Genomic DNA, 16480 nt, shown 5'->3' with positions numbered 1-16480 from the left:
CGGTGCGGAAAGCACCACGAGCGCCGGTCATGGTGGGTATAGCTCAGCTGGTAGAGCACCTGGTTGTGGTCCAGGATGTCGCGGGTTCGAGTCCCGTTACTCACCCTAGATGATCAAGGGCTGACCTGCGAAAACGGGTCAGCCCTTCGTCTTGCTAAGGAATTTGGGAACATCGTGGGAACACAAGCCGCCTGAACCGCCCTATCTTCGGGCCATGGCGAGCATCGTGAAGCGACCGCGCAAGAGCGGTGAGACCACGTATCAGGTGAAGTGGCGGCAAGACGGCGCCTGGCAGACCGAAGGGTTCGACGACCCCGACAGCGCCGAGAAGTTCCGCAAGCTGGTCGAGGCCCACGACGGCCAGTGGCCGCACGGCTGGATCAAGGGCGAGGGATTCGTCGAACCCGACCCCGTCCCCGGCGACATGCCGCTGATGACGTGGGCCCGGCGGTACGTCGACCGGCTCGTCGAGGTCGACGAGCGCACCCAAGAGGACTACCGGCGCGACGTCGAGCAGCACCTGTCTCTGCTCAAGCACACCGAGGTGTCCGGCCGGGTCGTCGACGCGACCGTCTGCAACGTCACGAAGGACGATGTGCAGGACTGGGTCCGGGCCGAGGTGAAGGGCGAACCCGACCCGGGCGACCCCGAGAAGTGGCTGCGGCGGCCGGCGAACCCGAAGTCGATCCGGAACCGGCACGGGCTGCTGTTCTGCATCATGCAGGCCGCGGTCGACGCCGAGCCGCAGCTGCGGACGACGAACCCGTGCAAGGGCACGAGACTGCCGCGGCTGGACGACCACATCGAGGAGGAGATGTGCTTTCTCGAACATGAGGAGTACGCGCGGATCGCCGCCGAGCTGCGCGCCATCGACCCGGCCGCCGCCGACCTCGCGGACTGGCTCGTCGGGACGGGCATGCGGTGGGGTGAAGCGACCGCGCTGCGGGTGTCGGACATCAACCTGACGCGGGGCACAGCGTCCGTCCAGCGGGCATGGAAGAAGTCCCCGAAGGGCTCGGCGTCGGCGTTCTTCCTGGGGCCGCCCAAGACCCGCAAGGCGCGGCGGCTGGTGGCCCTGTCGCCCGCTCAGCTCGATGTGGTACGACGGCTGATGAGCGGCCAGAAGCCCGAGGCGTTCCTGTTCCGCACCCCGGGCGGCAAGTCGTGGCGGCACGCGAACTTCTACAACCGCAAGTGGCGGCCGGCGGTCGACGCCGCGATCGACAAGGGCCTGCCGAAGCGTCCGAGGATTCACGATCTGCGGCACACGCACGTGTCGTGGCTGATCGCGGCGAACATTCCGCTGCCGGCGATTCAGGCGAGGGTGGGGCACGAGTCGATCTCGACGACCGTCGACCGGTACGGGCACCTCGTGCGCGGGCTCGACGACGAGATCACGGCGGCGATCGAGGGTGCGCTCGGGGCCCGGGTGATCAGCCCGGGCCTCCGGGCGGTTTCCGGCGGCGCCTAAGCGGCGATCCGGAGCTGGGGCGGCTCGCAGGGGCCGCCCCAGCGCTGGAGCCACAGCCCGACTGTGCTGAGGTAGACCAGCGCCATGTTCAGCTCGCTCATGGCGTCCATGAGCGAGCATCCTTCTCTGACGGCCCACAGGCCCTCGCCGTCCCGTTCGAGCCACAGGACGTTCAGGCCATCGGGCATGAGATCGTTGGGGACGATCTCGACTCGGGCGTGCGCTGCGGGTTGACGGTCTATCACTGCTGACCTCCCTGTCCCCCGTTCGGACACACGTTCGAGCCCGACCGGCATATGCAGGTTACCGAAACACGGCGCCCCTCAGACGGTTCAACATCGTGTCAGCAAGTCTGGAAATCATCCATACCTGCTACGTGATCACTACCGAGGGTGCATGTCGTGGCCAAGGGTCATGCCCGTTGCTCGCCCTCGCCCTGTTCCGGGAGGAGCGTCTCGATCAGGCGGTAGATCTGCTCCTGCTTCCGCTCGTCGAGTTGGTCGGAGGCGACGGCGATAGCACGTGCCCGGCCGCTGGGGTGCCACACGGACTGGATGCCGAAGAACTGCGCGCCGGCCGCGTCCTGGAGTCGTTGCAGGGGGAGGTCGAGTGCGCGGGCGAGGGCTTGCAGATCCTCGTAGAAGGGCGGTGTGAGGTTCGGGACGGCCTTTTCGAGCCGGTTGAGCCATCCGTACTTGAGGACGGGTTCGCCGTCGTCTCCTACCGTGCGGCGTTCCAGTCCGCGCAGGCTGAGGTTCAGTTCTGCGCGGCGGTTGCGCACGAGGTCGGACAGGTCGGTTCTGGGGGGTGTTGGCCTGTCCTGCTGTGTCATCGTGGGTTCCATCCTGTCTGTGTCGCGTCGTCCGCTGGGTCGTGCGGTGACCAGTGGTGCGCGAGCCGATGTGCCCCTGTCCGGCATGCGGGTGGTCAGTCCACACGTTGAACAGATTGTTCACGCTATCGCGAGGTAGCGGCAGGGCGCACGGCAGGTGCACGGCATCGCGTGCATCGGGTTGAGCACGCGATGCCCTGCTGTTTATTTCGCTGAACATTTTGTTCACCAGAGAGTTGAACAAGGTGTTCACGGTGTGCCATGCTCGGGGTGTTCACCCGAATGAACACTTCGATCTCTGGGGTAAACATGCCTGTCCCCGAGCCTGCCCCGCAGGCCACCGACCTGCCGCCCTGGCGGCTCGTCAGCACCGACCGACTGCGCATAGCCATGGAGCGCACCGGCACCGGCCGCAAGATCACCACGCGTGAACTCGCCGCCGCCGCCGGCGTCTCGCACGGCACGATCGGCAGCCTGTCCAACGGGACCCGCCGCGACGTGCCGTTCGACGTCGCCCCCCGGATCGCCCGCGTGCTCGGCGTCGACACGCCGTTCCTGTTCGAGCTGACCGGCCGCGCCGTTCCCGCCGAGTCGGACACCGCCGACGAGTACGAGGTGGTGCCCGCATGAGCGAGCTTCCCGGGTTCTACGACTACAAGCGGGCCGCCGAGCTGCTCGCCCCGGTCGAAGAGTCGTGGCTGCGGAACAACATCCGGTCCTTGCCGCACTCGAAGATCGGCGGGGTCGTGTTCTTCACCGACTCCGACATCGCCGAGATGTTCCGGCTGTTCCACATCGAGCCCGGCGGCCGGAAGCCGGCCGACCCGCAGCCCGCCGCGTCGGGCCCGCACCCCCTGGCGGACGTCATCAAGCCGCGCCGCGGCCGCGCACGGCAGTCCGCCTGACATGCCGAGGGGCCGTCGGATGCGACCCGACGACCCCGGGGGCGCTGCGCCCCTACTTCACCCACTACAGGAAGCGAGGCCAACGCCGTGAGCGTTCAGCCTACCCACTCCCCGCCGGCCGGTGCGTCGGCCCGTACCAACGCGGTCGCCGTCGAGGTGACCCGCGACTACCTGAACCTGCCCGCTCTCGCGGTCAAGGCGCGGCCGGACGCGGTGCACGTCACCGTCGCCGACGTCTGCGACTTGTCGCGGTGGATGTTCGCGCTCGGTGGCCGGGCGCACACCGGGCCCGTCGACGACGGCGCGGTGCTGGTGACGCTGCGCACGGCCACGCCGGACCGCCCGGGGGGCGCGGTGCCGATCGTGGTGCACGCGGTCGCGGTCGAGGGTGAGGACGTCCTCGCGGACGTGCACAGCGGGGCGGTGCTCGCATGAGCCGCACCGTGACCCCCGGTATCGAGCGGGCCGCCCGTGTGATCGCCCGCGCGTTCGTGCACGGCATCACCCGGCCGACCGAGAACACCGACCCCGCCCTCGACGCGGCGTTCGCGCTGAACGACGCCGGGCTGCTCGCCGACCCGACTGTGTTGCGCGGCCCGTCGGCGGCTGTGTCCGCGAAGGGAGCGATCACCCATGTCTGACCGTGACGAGAAGACGGTGCTGCTGTCCGGACCGCACCGGGTGTACGTCGAGTCGATCCCGGCCGGCGTGACCCTCGACGTCGAGCCGTTCGCGCAGACGATCGTGCAGGACGTCGTCGAGCTGCTGCTCGGTGACGAGTTCGGGGAGCGGTTCGACGAGCTCGTCGACGCGCAGGGGTCTGACCCGCACGCGGTGCAGGTGCCGGCGGATCTGCGGTTCGAGCAGCTCGTCGCGGACCTGACGGCGCATGTGTCGACGCGGTTGCCGCTGTACGGCGGGCAGGTGCGGCGGCTGGCGGAGCGGTTGTTGGCGGTGCATGAGGCGCGGCAGTCGTCGCCGGTGGTGCGGCGTGTGTCGGGTGGTGAGGCCGCGTGAGCGCTCTGCCTACCCCGTTCGGCTGCCGCTGGTGCGGCATCGAGAAGCGCCCTCACTTCCAGCAGTGGAAGGCCCCGGTCGGCTGGCACAAGTGGGAGCGGCCGACCGATGAGCAGATCAAGGAGCGGTTGTTGGCGCGGCGTGCCGCCCGCGTGAGCGTCCGGGAGCCGCTGTCGGTGGAGCGTCTGGCCGAGTACGCCGCGCTGGCCGCCGCTGCGACGCCCGGATCGTGGGAGGTGCTGCCGTCCGGGTCGTCCTGGCTAATCGGCAGTGACCGCGTTGGGGTGACCGTCACCACCGTGGACTCCGAGACGTACCGGGTGCCGGGTGACGACCACTGCGACGCCGAGTATGCCGCCCGGCGGGCGCAGGCCGACGCGGCGTTCGTTGCGGTGGCGCGGTCGGCGGTGCCGGAGTTGCTGGCCGAGGTGGAGCGGCTGCGGGCCGAGCGGGCCGAGCTGGTCCAGCAGATCGGCGGCATCTCCGACGCCACCGCGCGGGCGCTCGCGGACCGGGACCGTGCGGAGGAGGAGCGTCTGCGGGCGCGGGTCGCCGAACTGGAGCGCCCCGCCATCGAGGCGAAGCGCAACGAGATCCGCCAGTCCTACGCCGAGCTGATCGCCACGTGCACGGAGACCAAGGACTACGAGGGTGCCTTCGACGTCCAGTGCCGTCTCCGTGAGCGCGAGGAGCAGTGGAAGCGCGAGGACGCCGAGGCCGGGAAGGACACCCCGTCGCGGGGCGAGTCCACCCGGGACGCTGAGCTGACCGTGTACCGCGCCTCGCACGACTCGATCGTCATGGGTCTCTACACCACCCGTCAGGCCGCCTACGAGCACTGCGAGGCCCACGAACTCCGCGACGACCCCATCTCGCCTATGGCGTGGGAAGTCGACGAGGACGGCGTCGCCGAGCTGGTCCGCTGGCGCATCCCCGACGCGACGAAGCCGACCGGCTACGTCGTCACCCCGCTGACCGTCGCCACCGCCTACGACGAGGCGGCCGACGAATGACCGACCCGAAATGGGCCGTCGCCACCGAGCGGGGTCGCTACTACCGCGACCCCGCCGGGGGCCCCGACCTCATCAGCGTCACCAACGCCCTCGACTCGATCCACAAGCCCGCACTCATCCCCTGGGCCGCCGGCGTCGCCGCCGACCAGATCCTCGCCGAACCCATCGCCACCGCCCGCCGAGCCCGCACCGAACCGACCGCGCTGCGCCGCGAGTTGGTCGGCGCCCCGGCCCGGGTCGGCGAACGAGCGAAGAGCCTCGGCACCCGCGTCCACAACCGGGCACAAGCAACCGTGCTCGGCGTCCCCTACCCGGCCGACCCCGAAGTCGAGCCCTACGCCCGGCAGCTCGCCCGCTGGTTCCGGCTGTGGCGCATCGACCTCACGGCCGACGTCGAGGCCGTCGAGACGACCGTGCTCAACCGGCAGCGGGGCTACGCCGGCACCGGCGACCTGTGGGTGTGGCTGCCCACCGGCCGCTACGGGCGCCGTCAGCTGTGGCTCGTCGACTACAAGACGTCCGCGAAGAAGCCCGCCGGGACGGTGTACGACGAGCAGCCGCTCCAGCTCGCCGCGCTGCGGCACGCGCCGGAGTGGCTGTTGCCGGACGACACGTCCGAGCCCGCGCCGCGGGTGCACCGTACGGCGCTGCTGAACCTGCGGCCCCGCAGCCACCGGTTCATCGAGGTCCCCAGTGGGCCGGAGCAGTACCGGGCGTTCCTCGCGGCGGTTCGTACCGCCCGCTATCTGCACAACGCGCCGCGCGCGTTCACGGCTGTGGTTCCGCCGTGGGCGCCGGGTGCCTCTGATCGAAAGGCAGCCTGAGATGGGCTCGCGAATCATGACCATGAAGCGGCAGGCCGCCGAACTCGGGCGGATCCGCACCGGGTACAGCCGCCCGAACTCGGACCCGAACAAGCGGCCCATCCCGGTCAAGTCCAAGACGTTCGTGCTGTCGTCGCACAGCCGGGACTACGTCGCCGCGGCGGCCGAGCTGTACGGCGGCCGGGTCGAGGAGTGGACACCGCAGAACACGAGCATCGCGCAGTACCGCGTCATCACCGAAGCGACCGAGCTGCGGGCGATCCTGCCCACCGGCGACCCCCTGTCGCAGTCGTACGAGATGTGGTCCGGCGGCGGCTGCGCCCGCCGCTGCGACGGCGAGATCGAACAGAAGACCCGCAAGCCGTGCCTGTGCCGCGCGCAGTACGGCGACGACTGGCACCTGCGGCCGCCGACGCAGGTGTGCCGGCCGACGTCGCGGATCAGCGTGATGCTGCCGGACCTGCCGGACCTGGGGGTGTGGCGGCTGGAGTCCAAGAGCTACTACGCCGCCGACGCGATGGCGGGTGGCCTCGACCTGGTCCTCGAAGCGTCCGGGGGCCGGTCGATGATGCCGGTGCGGATGTGGATCGAGCAGCGCACCGCTGTGCGGGACGGGAAGACGAAGCAGTTCCCCGTCGTGATGGTGGTGCCGTCGCTGCCGAAGCTGCGGCACGCCTTGAGCGGTCCGATCAGCACGGCGGCGGCGCTGGACCCGTCGACGCTGGAGCGTCCGGCGATCGAGGCCGGGCAGGCGGCGGTGCCGGACTACGCCGACGAGGCCCGCGCGTGCCGCACGGCCGACGAGGTCCGCGAGGTGTGGCGGCGGGCGCGGGCGGCCGGGCACGTCGACCCGAAGGGCGACGACGAGCTGTCCCGCGCGCTGATGCAGATCGCCGAGGACATCACGAACGGGATCGACCCGCGGACGGGTGAGGTCGACGACGACAACGCGGTCGGGCCGGATGACGAGGGCGTGTACGACGTCGAGGTCGTCGACGACGGCAGCGAGCCGCCGACCGCGTGGCCGGCCGTGGCGCAGCCCGGATCGGGGGCCCGGTCATGAGCCCCGTGTTCCCGCACCTGCCCTACGTCGACGCCGTGCACGCCGCGCTCACCGCCGCTGGGCACGTGCCCGACGTGGTGACCGCCAGCGTCGTGCTCGGCGACGAGCGGCACCCCGCGGACCTGTTCGCCGAGTTCCAGTGGGACACGGTCCGGCTGCGGTGGGAGTCGGCTCGCGGGTGGCTGCATACCGCGCCGCACACCACTGGCGACCGGTTCGGGCCGCTGCTGGTGGCGCACCTCGCCGACCCGGCCGTCCTGGCGACGGTGGTCGAGCGGCTGGCCGATGGGCATCCGCCGGTCAGCTCCCGTGCGGTGTGGGAGGACCCGGCGGCCGGTGTCCTGGACCGGGCCCTGTCGGATCGGGAGGGCTGCTGATGACCTGGCATCTGGGCAGGCTGGCGGCGTTCGACACCGAGACGACCGGCGTCGACGTCGAGGCGGACCGCATCGTCACCGCCGCGGTGTACGGGCTCGGCGGTGGCGAGCCGGTCGAGCCGCACGACTGGTTCGTGAACCCCGGCGTCGAGATCCCCGCCGAAGCGACCGACGTGCACGGCATCACCACCGAAGAGGCCCGCACGAAGGGCGAACCCGCCCCGGGCGCGGTCGACTACATCGCCGATGTACTCGCCGGATACGCCCGCGCCGGGGCCGCCGTGGTGGGGCACAACGTGCCCTATGACCTGACGATCCTCGACCGGGAGCTGCGCCGCTACGGCCTCGCCCCGCTCGACGCGCGGCTGGACGGTGCGCCGCTGCACTGCATCGACTCCCGCGTGCTGGACACCTACTGCCTGCCCTACCGCAGTCGCGTGTCGGAGAAGCAGGGTGCCCGGCAGCTCGTCACCCTCGCCGGGGTGTACGGCCTGCCGTGGGACGAGGACGGAGCGCACGGCGCGTCGTACGACGCGGTCGTCGCCGCCCGGGTCGTGCACCGGATCGGGACGCTCGCGCACACCCGCCCGAGCGACTGGCCCGAGCCGATCCGTACCGCCCGCCGGCCGCGGTTCTACCGGCTGCGTGACCTCACGCTCGCCGAGCTGCACGCCCGACAGGTCATGTGGGCCGCTGAGCAGGCGGCCGGGCTCGAAAAGCACTTCCGCAAGAAGGACCCGAACGCCGTCGTCGACCGTTCGTGGCCGCTGATCCCGTGGGGGGACCGCTGATGATGCACAACCACTGTGAGCCGCAGATCCGCGTGCTCGACCTGCGCGAGTACCCGCTCGTCGCCACCATCGACCGGCACGGCCGGCCGCAGGTCACCTCGACGTCGCCGTGCCCGGCGGTGCAGGCGCAGATGCTGCGGGACCTGGCCGACCGGGTCGAGCAGGCCGGGCACGCGTGCTGCCGCCCGCAGCACCCGGCCGACAGCGCGCCGCTGGCCGCGCACCCGCCCGTCGTCGAGGCGTCGGCGCCGGTGTGGCGCGACCACAACGGCGACCCGTGGGACCTCGCGCTGACGTGGGTCGACAGCGGCGGGTCCGAGTGGTGGTGGGCCGGGCTGTACGACCAGGCCAGTGGGGTGCCGCTGATGCAGTCGAACGACGCGCTGGGGACGTGCCCGCTGGATCAGGTGCACATGATGTGGGGTCCGATGCGGGGTGAGCGTCGGTGAGCGCGCTGGCCCTGTACGGGGGTGCGGTGGCGACCGTCGCGGTCCCGGCGGTCGTGTGGGCGGTTCGGCTGTTCCCGGGGCGGGGTGGTCGCCGTGGCTGAGCTGACCGACGCCCAGCTCGACGAGTTGATGGAGGCCATCGGCCTCACCCCGCCGAAGAATCGAGGCGGCAGCAAGCGCAAGCCGATCGCTCACGGCACCTACCGCGGCGCCCGGCAGCACTACTACCGCCGCGAGCCACTGTGTGAGGAGTGCCGGGACGCGGAGCGCGCCTACCAGGCCGAGCGCAAGACCAAGCAGCGTCACGGCCGGACGGGCTACCTCACCGAAGAGGAGTGGCAAGCCCGCCGCGACGCGAAGGGCGGTGCCCAGTGACCGCGACGATCCCTGGGCTGCTGCCCGCCGGCGTCCCGCTCGACGACGCCCCGGCGGTCCCGGTCGGGCTGCGGGTGCTCGGGCTGGACCTGTCCCTCACCTCGACCGGGGTGTGTCTGCCGGACGGGTCGACGTTCCGGATCCGGACCCGGCAGAAGGACGGCGACGCCCGACTGTGCGTCATCCGCGACCGCATCGCCTACGAACTCGGGCAGGAGCGGCCGGACGTGGCGGTGATCGAGGACCTGCCGAAGCACGCGATGGGCGCGGGGATCACGGCCATGGTCCACGGTGTCGTGCGGGCCGCGCTCGCCGATGACCGTATCCCGTACGCGCTGGTGGTCCCGGCGACGCTCAAGTCGTACGCCTGCGACAACGGCCGGGCTGACAAGCGGGAGATGGCCGATGCCGCGTACCTCGCCGCCGGGGTGAAGTTCCCGGGCGACCTCAACGCGCGGGGTGAGGGCGGGGACATGTGCGACGCGTGGTGGCTGCGGGTCGCTGGGCTCGACCACTACGGCCACCCGCTGTTCGACCTCCCGGCCGGGCAGCGCGAGCGGCTCCGCAAAGTCGACTGGCCGACGCTGGCGGAGGTGGCGTGATGGTCGTCAACGAAGCATGGCGCGACCGCGCCGCGTGCCTCGGTGCCGACACCGATCTGTTCTTCCCCGAGACCGGCGGCCCCAACAACGGCACCTCCCGGGCGCTGGCGATCTGCGCCCGCTGCCCGGTGGTGGCCGAGTGCCGGGAGTACATCGACCGGGTGGAGAGCAGCCCCGGCTACCGGACCTTTCACGGGGTGTGGGGCGGCGCGACGGCCGACGAACGCCAAGACGCCCACCGACGGGCGCGGAAAACGGAGGTAGCGGCATGAGCGCGTTCCGACACGACGGTGACATCACCTTCACCGACCTGTTCTGCGGCGCCGGCGGGTCCTCGACCGGGCTCGTCGAGGCCGGGTACACCCTCCGTCTCGCAGCGAACCACGACCCGGTCAGCATCCGCACCCACGAGGCCAACCACCCCGGTGCCGAGCACTGGATCGAGGACATCAACGCCCTCGACAAGCGGCGACTGCCCCGCACCCGCGTCCTGTGGGGCTCCCCGATCTGTACCGAGATCAGCCCGTCCGGCGGACGCCGCCGCACCCGCGGGCAGGCCGCCCTCGACCTGGACGGCACCGGCGAGGACGGCATCGCGAAGGCGGAGACGTTCGAGCGGACCCGCGCGACCGCGCTGGACATCATCGCCGCCACCGAGGTCCACCGGTACGACGCGGTGCTGTGCGAGAACGTCATCGAGTTCGCTACCGACTGGGAGCTGTTCGACTGGTGGCTGTCCGGCATGGGCATCCTGGGCTACCAGCACCAGATCGTGTGTGCGTCCTCCGCGCATCTCGGTGACGACGAGAACCTTCTCGCTCCGCAGTACCGGGACCGGCTGTATGTGGTGTTCACCCGCAAGGGCATCCCGCTGCCGGACCTGGAGCCGCGGCCGGCGGCGGTGTGCCCGGAGTGTGGGCCGGTGCGGGCGCGGCAGGTGTGGCGCAACCAGCGTCGCCGCCGGATCGGGAAGTGGGGGGTGCAGTACGACTACCGGTGCCCGAACCGGGAGTGCGGTCATCTGATCCTGGAGCCGGTCACGCGGCCGGTCGCCTCGATCATCGACTGGGATCTGCCTGGGCAGCGGGTCGGAGACGGGAAGCCGAACCGGAAGAAGTTCACCCCGTACGCCGAGGCGACGCGGGCCCGGATCGCTCAGGGCTTGGCGAAGTACGGGTATGCCCCGCACATCGCGATGCTCCGCCGTAACGGCACCGCGGTGGCGACGACCGCCCCCGTTCCGGCGCTGTCCGCGCAGGGCCGTCATCACGCGCTGGTGGTGCCCAACGGGCGGAAGGCTGCGGTGCGGACCACGGCTGAGCCGATCACCACGCTGGCGACGAAGCCGCACCACTCGCTCGTGAGGCCGGCCCCGGTGGTGGACGACTGCACGATCCGCATGTTCACCACGCAGGAGTTGATGCAGGCGCAGCGGTTCCCGGCGGAGTACGTCGTTCACGGCAACCAGGAGGAGCGGATCCTTCAGGCCGGGAACGCGGTGTCGGTGAACGCGGCCCGCTGGATCGGCGAGCGGGTGAAGGCAGTGCTGTCGTGAGCGGCCGGATCACGCCGACGATCTGCGACCCCGACCACGGATTCGGGATCCGCGTCCGCCTCGACAGCCCGAAGACCCTTCCGGTCGCGGACGCCGACTGCCGATGCGGGCAGTTCGCCGAGTCCGCCGAGGGCGAGGTCGCCGTGCAGTCGCTCGTGATCCGCGCCGAACGCCACATGCGGGACGACTGCCCGCTCCCCGAAGTCCGGGCGGCGGCTGCCCTACGCGACTGGCGCCGCCGCCACCCCACCCGAAGGACCTGAACCGATGGCCGTCACCCTGCGCCTGCCCAGCGCTGATGACCTCTCCGAAGTCGTCGACAGCCTGCTCGATGCCGCCGACGCGTGCGAGAAGCACGCCCCGACCCTGGCCGCGAAGCGCCGCCGTCTCGCCGAGTCCATCGGCGACGCCCTCGACCTGATCCCCGCACCCACCACCCGAGAGGACACCGACTGATGTATCCCTCCCTGTTCGCCACCCGCGGCATGCAGACGTTCGCCGCCGCCGTCGACGCCGAACGGCAGCTCCAGCTCGCTCGCTGGGGTGACCAGCGGCACCCCGACGGCACCGGCACCCCCGGCTACATCGCCAAGGCCCGCGCCGCGCGGGAGCGGTGCCAGCGCGACGCGATCAGCCCGGACGGGCCGCTGTGGGCGCTGGTGCTGCTGGAAGAGGTGTACGAGGCGCTCGCCGAAACGGATCCGGCCGCGCTGCGCGCTGAGCTGGTTCAGGTCGCTGCGGTGTGCGCGGCGTGGATCAGCGACCTCGACCGCCGCCCGGCCGCCGCGCCGGTCGTGCCGACGCCGGCGGAAGTGTTCGACAACCACGTCGCCTGAACGCCCCGGGGCGGGGCCGGCCATCGACGCCCCCCGGCCCCGGGCGCACCACCCCTCTCTACCCGCCCGCCAGGAAGGACCCACACCATGCCGAAGCTCGACAAAGACGCCGACGTCGAGGTCAAGCTCGACCCCGAGGCCGCGATGCTCCACCAGGCCATACCCGACGAGCTGCGCCGCGGGCTGTTCGAGGCCCCCGGGAGCCGGGTCGTCGCGGTCGTCGAGCTTGCGTCGACGAGCTACACCGGGCACGCCGCAGGCGAGGACAAGGCGCCGCAGGTGAAGCTCCGGGTGACGCTCGCGGAGGTCGCCACCGACGCCGAGCAGATCCAGCAGCTGCGCGAGGTGCAGCGGGCGATGATGCGGCGTCGCCGCATGCAGGACACCCTCGACGAGCTCGGGCCCGGCAGCCATGACGCCGAGCGGGCGGTCGCCGAGCTGCTCGCGCACCACCCGACCGAGGGCGAGTTCGAGGCGCACCAAGAGCAGCAGCAGCGCCGCAGCCGTCGCGGCGGGGTGCGGGTCGAGCAGCGCGGATGACACCGCGTCCGCCCGCCGCTGGTAGCGGGGCGCAGCGTGTGCGCTGCCCCCGCTGCCGTCGGCCGGTGCTGCGGCAGCTCGTCGGCCGTCGTGCCGCCCTTGATGTGACGGCGGACGTCGAGCCGTTGGCCCCGGCTGCCGCGTATCGGCTGCGGGAGCCGAACCGTCTCGACTGGTGCCTGCGCACCACGGCGGACGGGCCGGATCTGCGGTGGGCGGACTGCCACCGGACCGGCGGGCCGTGCCCGCACCCGCACGTGATCGACCACCAGTGCACCGCCCCCGCCGCCCCGCCCGAGCGGCCCCGCACCACCCGTAAGCCACCGGCCGTCCCTGACGGTCAGCTCACCCTCTGATCGGAGACACCGATGCCGTACTTCCTCGTCGACGACGGGGCGCACAGCCACCCGAAGGTCATGCGCGCCGGGAACGCCGCGTTCGGGCTGTGGACGCGCGTCGGGTCCTACGTGGCGCAGCACCTCACCGACGGGCACGTGCCGTGCGAGGTCGTGAAGATGTACGGCTCGGCGGCTCAGGCGGCGAAGTTGGTCAAGGTCGGGTTGTGGCACGAGCACGGCCACACCTGCCCCCGCTGCCCGCAGCCCCGCGAGGGTGACTACTACATGCACGACTACGCCGACAGCCGGAACCCGTCGCGGGTGCAGGTGGAGGAGCGCCGGGCGAAAGAGGTCGAGAAGAAGCGGCGGCAGCGCGGCGGGCCGCGGCGTCCGCAGCAGCCCCGCCTCGACGACCAGGACGCCCGCGGCGAGGACCCGCCCCGCCGGGAGGAGCCCCCGGCGCCACCCCGCCCGCCAGCACCCGAGCCCGAGCCTGAGCCGCAGCAGATCCCGGCCGGATGGCAGCCATCCCCCGACGACGTCGCCGTCGCGCAGGCCGCCCGCGCAGACGCCGGCCGCCCGCCGTTGACGAGCGAGCAGCTCGACGCGGTCACGAGGAAATTCGTCCGCCACATGCGCGACAAGGGCACCCGCGCCGCCGGGTTCGGAGGCCAGTGGCAGACGTGGGCCGAACGCGAACGGCCCGAACCCGGTGGGGAGATCGTGCCGTTCCCCGGCGCCCGCCAGCAGCAGACACGAGGACAGCAGCAGCGCGAAGGGCTCGCCCGGCTGCTCGACCAGACGACCCGGGAGGTCTGAACCGGTGGACAGGACAGAGACGATCAGGCTGCTCGGCGTCGTCAGCCTCGCCGACGACCGGGCGGTGCGCACCGACGAGACAGAGCAGGCGGTGCAGGTCGAGTTGTGGGCGACCGCGCTGCGGGACGTGCCGTACGACTTCGCGGTGCAGGCGATCGGCGAGCACTACGCCGAGTCCGCATGGCCGATCATGCCGAAGGACATCGCCGCCCGCTGGCGCACCACGGTCCGGGACCGGATCTCGCGGCACGTCGAGCTGCACGTGAACGACGACCTGCCGGACATCGGGTGGCGGCAGACGCTCGCCGCGCGGCGCCGCGCGGTCATCCACGGCGAGCAGCAGCCTGCGTTGCCCCCGGCGTCGGCCCCGACTCCGGCGCCGCGGTCGGAGCCGACGGCGGAGTTCCGGGCGGCGCTGGCGGAGTTGCGGCGCCGCAACCGGGAGCGGCCGGCCGCCGTGCAGGAGTCGGGGGCGGTCCGGTGAGGGTGTCCGTCGACCGGCTGCTCGCCGAGACGATCCCGGACGGGACGTTCGGCGGCCGCCGTCCCACCCGTCGCAAGCGGCCGGTGCGCGGTCGGCCGGACCCGCGCGCGGCCGCGCACCGCGCCGCACTTGAGGCCGAGCTGCACCGCGCCCATCCGCTGACCGGCTCCCGCAAGATCAGCACGCCAGAAAGGACCGGACGATGACCGACCCCCTGACCACCATCGGCCAGCAACTCACCCGCATCGCCGACGTCCTCACCAGCCCCGAACCGCCCGCCACCGACGCCCCGGTCGAGGAACCGGCCACGGCCGGGCCCGACGAGCTGCGGCTGCTGCGGGTCGTCGAGCACGCGCTCGGCAAGCCGGTGCCGTGCCCGTCCTGCGAGCGTCGTGGGCCGTGCCAGTGTGGCCGGTCCCGGGATGCGCAGCGCGCGGTCGTGGTGGTGGACGCCCTCGCCCCGTGGCTGCGCGGGTCCGACGATCGGGTGCAGCGCGCGGTCGATTACGTCCGGCGTCTCGATGACACGGTCGACCGTGACCGGCTCGTCGCGATCCTGACCGGCCGTGACGAGGCCGAGTCCCGGCAGGGGGCGCGGCGGTGAGCGGCCCGTCGTCCGCCCCGCGCGGCGAGCACACCCCGCGCCCGGGCGTCACCTGGAACAGCACCGTCGAATGGACCGGCGAGCAGCTCGTCGACGGGGAGACCGCGCTGCCCGACAACGACTCCGAGCCCCCGCGGCCGAACCGCGCTACCCGCCGCGCCCTGGCCCGCGCCGCCCGGAAGCGGAGGAGCCGCTGATGCCCATACGCCCCGAGAACCGCGACCGCTACCCCGCCGACTGGCCGCAGATCAGCCGCCGTATCCGCTTCGGCCGCGCGCAGGGCCGCTGCGAATGCCACGGCGAGTGCCGGCGCGGCACCCACCGAGGACGCTGCCCGAACCGTCACGGGCGGGAGGCGTACGGCACCGGCAGCATGGTCGTGCTCACCGTCGCGCACCTCAACCACACGCCGGAGGACTGCCGCGACACGAACCTGCGCGCCATGTGCCAGGGCTGCCACCTGCACTACGACCGTGACCACCACCGGCAGACCGCGGCTGCGACCCGTCGTGCCGCCGTCGAGGGTGCGGGGCAGCTCGCGCTCGTCGACCTGGCCGAGTTCGAGGACGACGAAGAGCTGATCGAGGCGCTGTACGGGCCGCAGCCCGAGCCGTGCCCGCTGGCCGGGTACGCCCGGCCCGCGACGCGGCCGCCGTTCGAGGTCGATCCGTTGCGGCCGGTGGTGTCGCTGCCGCCGCTGGACGACTACACCCCGCCTGCCCGTACCACTGTGAGGAACCGATGACCGACTCCTGCGCCCAACACCCGCACGCTCAGACCATCGGCGGCATGTGCGGCGGCTGCACTCAGATCCCTGCGGCCCCGGCCGCCTGCGCCCACCCCGACGGCTACGACGGTGAGTGCCCGTGCCCGCCCGACTGTGGATGCTGCAAGGTCGAGCTGGCGCCCGCCCCGGCTGAGGGCAACGACCAGCGCCCGTGCACCGGATTCGTGCCCGACGAGCCCCGCGCGCCCGGCCTGTGCGCCCACTGCGGCGACTCGAAGGCGTGGCACCGGAACAGTGAGCAGCACCGCGCCGAGAGGACGGACGTCGACGCCCTCGCCCGCCTGATCTACGAGGCCGAGTGCGACGCGTGGGGCCTCCCCGCCGACAAGTGGCCGATCCACCCCGAGCACATCCACGAGGCGTACCGCACACGCGCCCGGTACCTGCTCGACCGGCTGCACATCACTCCCCGCACCGGGCCCGCCCCGGCCGACGACGAGCTGACCGCCGTGCACCAGTCCCTCGCCGAGGAACGCGACCACGCCGTCCGGGCCGAGGCCGCGCTCGAAGCGGTCCGCGCATGGCGCCGCGCACAGGCGCAGCACGCCGCACCCCGATACGACCACCTCGACGCGATCCTCGACCGGCACGACGTCACCCGCATCGAGCAGCAGCTCGCCGCGCCCGAGCCCGCCACGCTGGCCGCGGCCGTCGAGGGGCACCACGCGGTGATGAGTGAGCGGCGCCGGGTGTTCGCGGATCTGACGCGGGTGTGGGACACGGTCGAGGCGCGGGCGATACGGCACATCGCCAGCCACATGCCCCGCAGCTCCGAGAGCGGGGCGCAGCAGTGACCGC

The 16480-nt window shown here is 72.1% G+C and carries 30 protein-coding genes and 1 tRNA gene; 29 read left to right on the top strand and 2 right to left on the bottom strand.

The window, feature by feature from the left end; translation table 11 throughout:
• The first annotated feature begins 32 nt into the window (after nucleotides 1-32).
• Together BM237_RS14120 and BM237_RS14115 are read left to right on the top strand one after the other, a co-directional pair.
• A tRNA-His gene (locus BM237_RS14120) sits at nucleotides 33-105 on the top strand.
• 109 nt (nucleotides 106-214) lie between these two features.
• Nucleotides 215-1471 carry a tyrosine-type recombinase/integrase gene (locus BM237_RS14115; protein ID WP_093849954.1) on the top strand — a complete coding sequence of 419 codons (1257 nt, stop codon included), beginning with the start codon at nucleotides 215-217 and terminating at the stop codon, nucleotides 1469-1471.
• Here the strand turns inward: BM237_RS14115 and BM237_RS14110 are convergent.
• Nucleotides 1468-1659 (bottom strand): hypothetical protein, encoded by a 192-nt coding sequence (locus BM237_RS14110; protein WP_217655861.1) that lies wholly within the window; start codon nucleotides 1657-1659, stop codon nucleotides 1468-1470. The genes BM237_RS14115 and BM237_RS14110 overlap by 4 nt on opposite strands.
• A 224-nt stretch (nucleotides 1660-1883) precedes the next feature.
• A complete protein-coding gene (locus tag BM237_RS14105) occupies nucleotides 1884-2303 on the bottom strand; it encodes a hypothetical protein (RefSeq protein ID WP_093849952.1) in 420 nt (139 codons plus the stop codon).
• A 309-nt stretch (nucleotides 2304-2612) separates the two neighbouring features.
• Here BM237_RS14105 and BM237_RS14100 point away from each other — a divergent pair, with 309 nt between their 5' ends.
• The 27 genes from BM237_RS14100 to BM237_RS29930 all read left to right on the top strand — a co-directional run bounded on the left by BM237_RS14100 (nucleotide 2613) and on the right by BM237_RS29930 (nucleotide 16476).
• Entirely contained in the window at nucleotides 2613-2933 is a 321-nt protein-coding gene (locus tag BM237_RS14100; protein ID WP_175541005.1) for a helix-turn-helix domain-containing protein, read from the top strand.
• Nucleotides 2930-3208 carry a hypothetical protein gene (locus BM237_RS14095; RefSeq protein ID WP_093849950.1) on the top strand — a complete coding sequence of 93 codons (279 nt, stop codon included), beginning with the start codon at nucleotides 2930-2932 and terminating at the stop codon, nucleotides 3206-3208. Before BM237_RS14100 ends, BM237_RS14095 begins: the two co-directional genes overlap by 4 nt.
• Before the next feature lie 87 nt (nucleotides 3209-3295).
• Complete coding sequence (locus BM237_RS14090) at nucleotides 3296-3643, top strand: hypothetical protein (RefSeq protein WP_093849949.1); 348 nt, start codon at nucleotides 3296-3298, stop codon at nucleotides 3641-3643.
• Entirely contained in the window at nucleotides 3640-3849 is a 210-nt protein-coding gene (locus BM237_RS14085; protein WP_093849948.1) for a hypothetical protein, read from the top strand. The genes BM237_RS14090 and BM237_RS14085 overlap by 4 nt, the downstream gene beginning before the upstream one ends.
• On the top strand, nucleotides 3842-4225 hold the full coding sequence (locus BM237_RS14080) for a hypothetical protein (RefSeq protein ID WP_093849947.1): 384 nt from the start codon (nucleotides 3842-3844) through the stop codon (nucleotides 4223-4225). Before BM237_RS14085 ends, BM237_RS14080 begins: the two co-directional genes overlap by 8 nt.
• Complete coding sequence (locus BM237_RS14075) at nucleotides 4222-5238, top strand: hypothetical protein (protein WP_093849946.1); 1017 nt, start codon at nucleotides 4222-4224, stop codon at nucleotides 5236-5238. The genes BM237_RS14080 and BM237_RS14075 overlap by 4 nt, the downstream gene beginning before the upstream one ends.
• Nucleotides 5235-6062 carry a hypothetical protein gene (locus BM237_RS14070; RefSeq protein WP_093849945.1) on the top strand — a complete coding sequence of 276 codons (828 nt, stop codon included), beginning with the start codon at nucleotides 5235-5237 and terminating at the stop codon, nucleotides 6060-6062. The genes BM237_RS14075 and BM237_RS14070 overlap by 4 nt, the downstream gene beginning before the upstream one ends.
• Nucleotides 6063-6078: 16 nt before the next feature.
• Nucleotides 6079-7125 (top strand): recombination directionality factor, encoded by a 1047-nt coding sequence (locus BM237_RS14065; protein ID WP_245793616.1) that lies wholly within the window; start codon nucleotides 6079-6081, stop codon nucleotides 7123-7125.
• Nucleotides 7122-7502 carry a hypothetical protein gene (locus tag BM237_RS14060; RefSeq protein ID WP_139238105.1) on the top strand — a complete coding sequence of 127 codons (381 nt, stop codon included), beginning with the start codon at nucleotides 7122-7124 and terminating at the stop codon, nucleotides 7500-7502. The genes BM237_RS14065 and BM237_RS14060 overlap by 4 nt, the downstream gene beginning before the upstream one ends.
• Nucleotides 7502-8293 carry an exonuclease domain-containing protein gene (locus BM237_RS14055; RefSeq protein WP_093849943.1) on the top strand — a complete coding sequence of 264 codons (792 nt, stop codon included), beginning with the start codon at nucleotides 7502-7504 and terminating at the stop codon, nucleotides 8291-8293. Before BM237_RS14060 ends, BM237_RS14055 begins: the two co-directional genes overlap by 1 nt.
• Nucleotides 8293-8742, top strand: coding sequence for a phiSA1p31-related protein (locus tag BM237_RS14050; protein WP_093849942.1), 450 nt, complete (start codon nucleotides 8293-8295; stop codon nucleotides 8740-8742). Before BM237_RS14055 ends, BM237_RS14050 begins: the two co-directional genes overlap by 1 nt.
• 93 nt (nucleotides 8743-8835) lie before the next feature.
• Nucleotides 8836-9117: a hypothetical protein gene (locus BM237_RS14045; RefSeq protein WP_093849941.1), complete on the top strand. Its 282-nt coding sequence runs from the start codon at nucleotides 8836-8838 to the stop codon at nucleotides 9115-9117.
• Nucleotides 9114-9719, top strand: a complete 606-nt coding sequence (locus BM237_RS14040) for a RuvC family protein (RefSeq protein ID WP_245793615.1) — start codon at nucleotides 9114-9116, stop codon at nucleotides 9717-9719. Before BM237_RS14045 ends, BM237_RS14040 begins: the two co-directional genes overlap by 4 nt.
• Nucleotides 9719-9991, top strand: coding sequence for a WhiB family transcriptional regulator (locus BM237_RS14035; protein WP_093849939.1), 273 nt, complete (start codon nucleotides 9719-9721; stop codon nucleotides 9989-9991). The genes BM237_RS14040 and BM237_RS14035 overlap by 1 nt, the downstream gene beginning before the upstream one ends.
• A complete protein-coding gene (locus BM237_RS14030) occupies nucleotides 9988-11274 on the top strand; it encodes a DNA cytosine methyltransferase (RefSeq protein WP_093849938.1) in 1287 nt (428 codons plus the stop codon). The genes BM237_RS14035 and BM237_RS14030 overlap by 4 nt, the downstream gene beginning before the upstream one ends.
• The gene (locus BM237_RS14025) at nucleotides 11271-11537 is read left to right on the top strand and encodes a hypothetical protein (RefSeq protein ID WP_093849937.1); all 267 of its coding nucleotides are present in this window, start codon (nucleotides 11271-11273) and stop codon (nucleotides 11535-11537) included. Before BM237_RS14030 ends, BM237_RS14025 begins: the two co-directional genes overlap by 4 nt.
• A 4-nt stretch (nucleotides 11538-11541) precedes the next feature.
• Nucleotides 11542-11730: a hypothetical protein gene (locus BM237_RS14020; protein WP_093849936.1), complete on the top strand. Its 189-nt coding sequence runs from the start codon at nucleotides 11542-11544 to the stop codon at nucleotides 11728-11730.
• Nucleotides 11730-12110 (top strand): hypothetical protein, encoded by a 381-nt coding sequence (locus BM237_RS14015; protein WP_093849935.1) that lies wholly within the window; start codon nucleotides 11730-11732, stop codon nucleotides 12108-12110. Before BM237_RS14020 ends, BM237_RS14015 begins: the two co-directional genes overlap by 1 nt.
• Before the next feature lie 87 nt (nucleotides 12111-12197).
• Nucleotides 12198-12650 carry a hypothetical protein gene (locus BM237_RS14010; protein ID WP_093849934.1) on the top strand — a complete coding sequence of 151 codons (453 nt, stop codon included), beginning with the start codon at nucleotides 12198-12200 and terminating at the stop codon, nucleotides 12648-12650.
• 65 nt (nucleotides 12651-12715) lie between these two features.
• Nucleotides 12716-13006 carry a hypothetical protein gene (locus BM237_RS14005; protein WP_245793614.1) on the top strand — a complete coding sequence of 97 codons (291 nt, stop codon included), beginning with the start codon at nucleotides 12716-12718 and terminating at the stop codon, nucleotides 13004-13006.
• 12 nt (nucleotides 13007-13018) lie between these two features.
• The gene (locus BM237_RS14000; protein WP_093849932.1) at nucleotides 13019-13807 is read left to right on the top strand and encodes a hypothetical protein; all 789 of its coding nucleotides are present in this window, start codon (nucleotides 13019-13021) and stop codon (nucleotides 13805-13807) included.
• 4 nt (nucleotides 13808-13811) lie between these two features.
• Nucleotides 13812-14291, top strand: a complete 480-nt coding sequence (locus BM237_RS13995; protein WP_093849931.1) for a hypothetical protein — start codon at nucleotides 13812-13814, stop codon at nucleotides 14289-14291.
• A complete protein-coding gene (locus BM237_RS13990; RefSeq protein ID WP_139238104.1) occupies nucleotides 14288-14497 on the top strand; it encodes a hypothetical protein in 210 nt (69 codons plus the stop codon). Before BM237_RS13995 ends, BM237_RS13990 begins: the two co-directional genes overlap by 4 nt.
• Entirely contained in the window at nucleotides 14494-14895 is a 402-nt protein-coding gene (locus BM237_RS13985) for a hypothetical protein (RefSeq protein WP_093849929.1), read from the top strand. The genes BM237_RS13990 and BM237_RS13985 overlap by 4 nt, the downstream gene beginning before the upstream one ends.
• Nucleotides 14892-15092, top strand: a complete 201-nt coding sequence (locus tag BM237_RS13980; protein WP_093849928.1) for a hypothetical protein — start codon at nucleotides 14892-14894, stop codon at nucleotides 15090-15092. The genes BM237_RS13985 and BM237_RS13980 overlap by 4 nt, the downstream gene beginning before the upstream one ends.
• On the top strand, nucleotides 15092-15640 hold the full coding sequence (locus tag BM237_RS29935; protein ID WP_245793613.1) for a hypothetical protein: 549 nt from the start codon (nucleotides 15092-15094) through the stop codon (nucleotides 15638-15640). Before BM237_RS13980 ends, BM237_RS29935 begins: the two co-directional genes overlap by 1 nt.
• The gene (locus BM237_RS29930; RefSeq protein WP_245793612.1) at nucleotides 15637-16476 is read left to right on the top strand and encodes a hypothetical protein; all 840 of its coding nucleotides are present in this window, start codon (nucleotides 15637-15639) and stop codon (nucleotides 16474-16476) included. The genes BM237_RS29935 and BM237_RS29930 overlap by 4 nt, the downstream gene beginning before the upstream one ends.
• Nucleotides 16477-16480 lie beyond the last annotated feature (4 nt).

Origin of the sequence: Streptomyces mangrovi (assembly GCF_900114215.1) — a bacterium.
In the GTDB taxonomy this organism is placed as follows: Bacteria; Actinomycetota; Actinomycetes; order Streptomycetales; family Streptomycetaceae; genus Streptomyces; species Streptomyces barkulensis.
The sequence above is the reverse complement of the archived record's forward strand: the minus strand, read 5'-3'. Positions and strand labels throughout refer to the sequence as shown.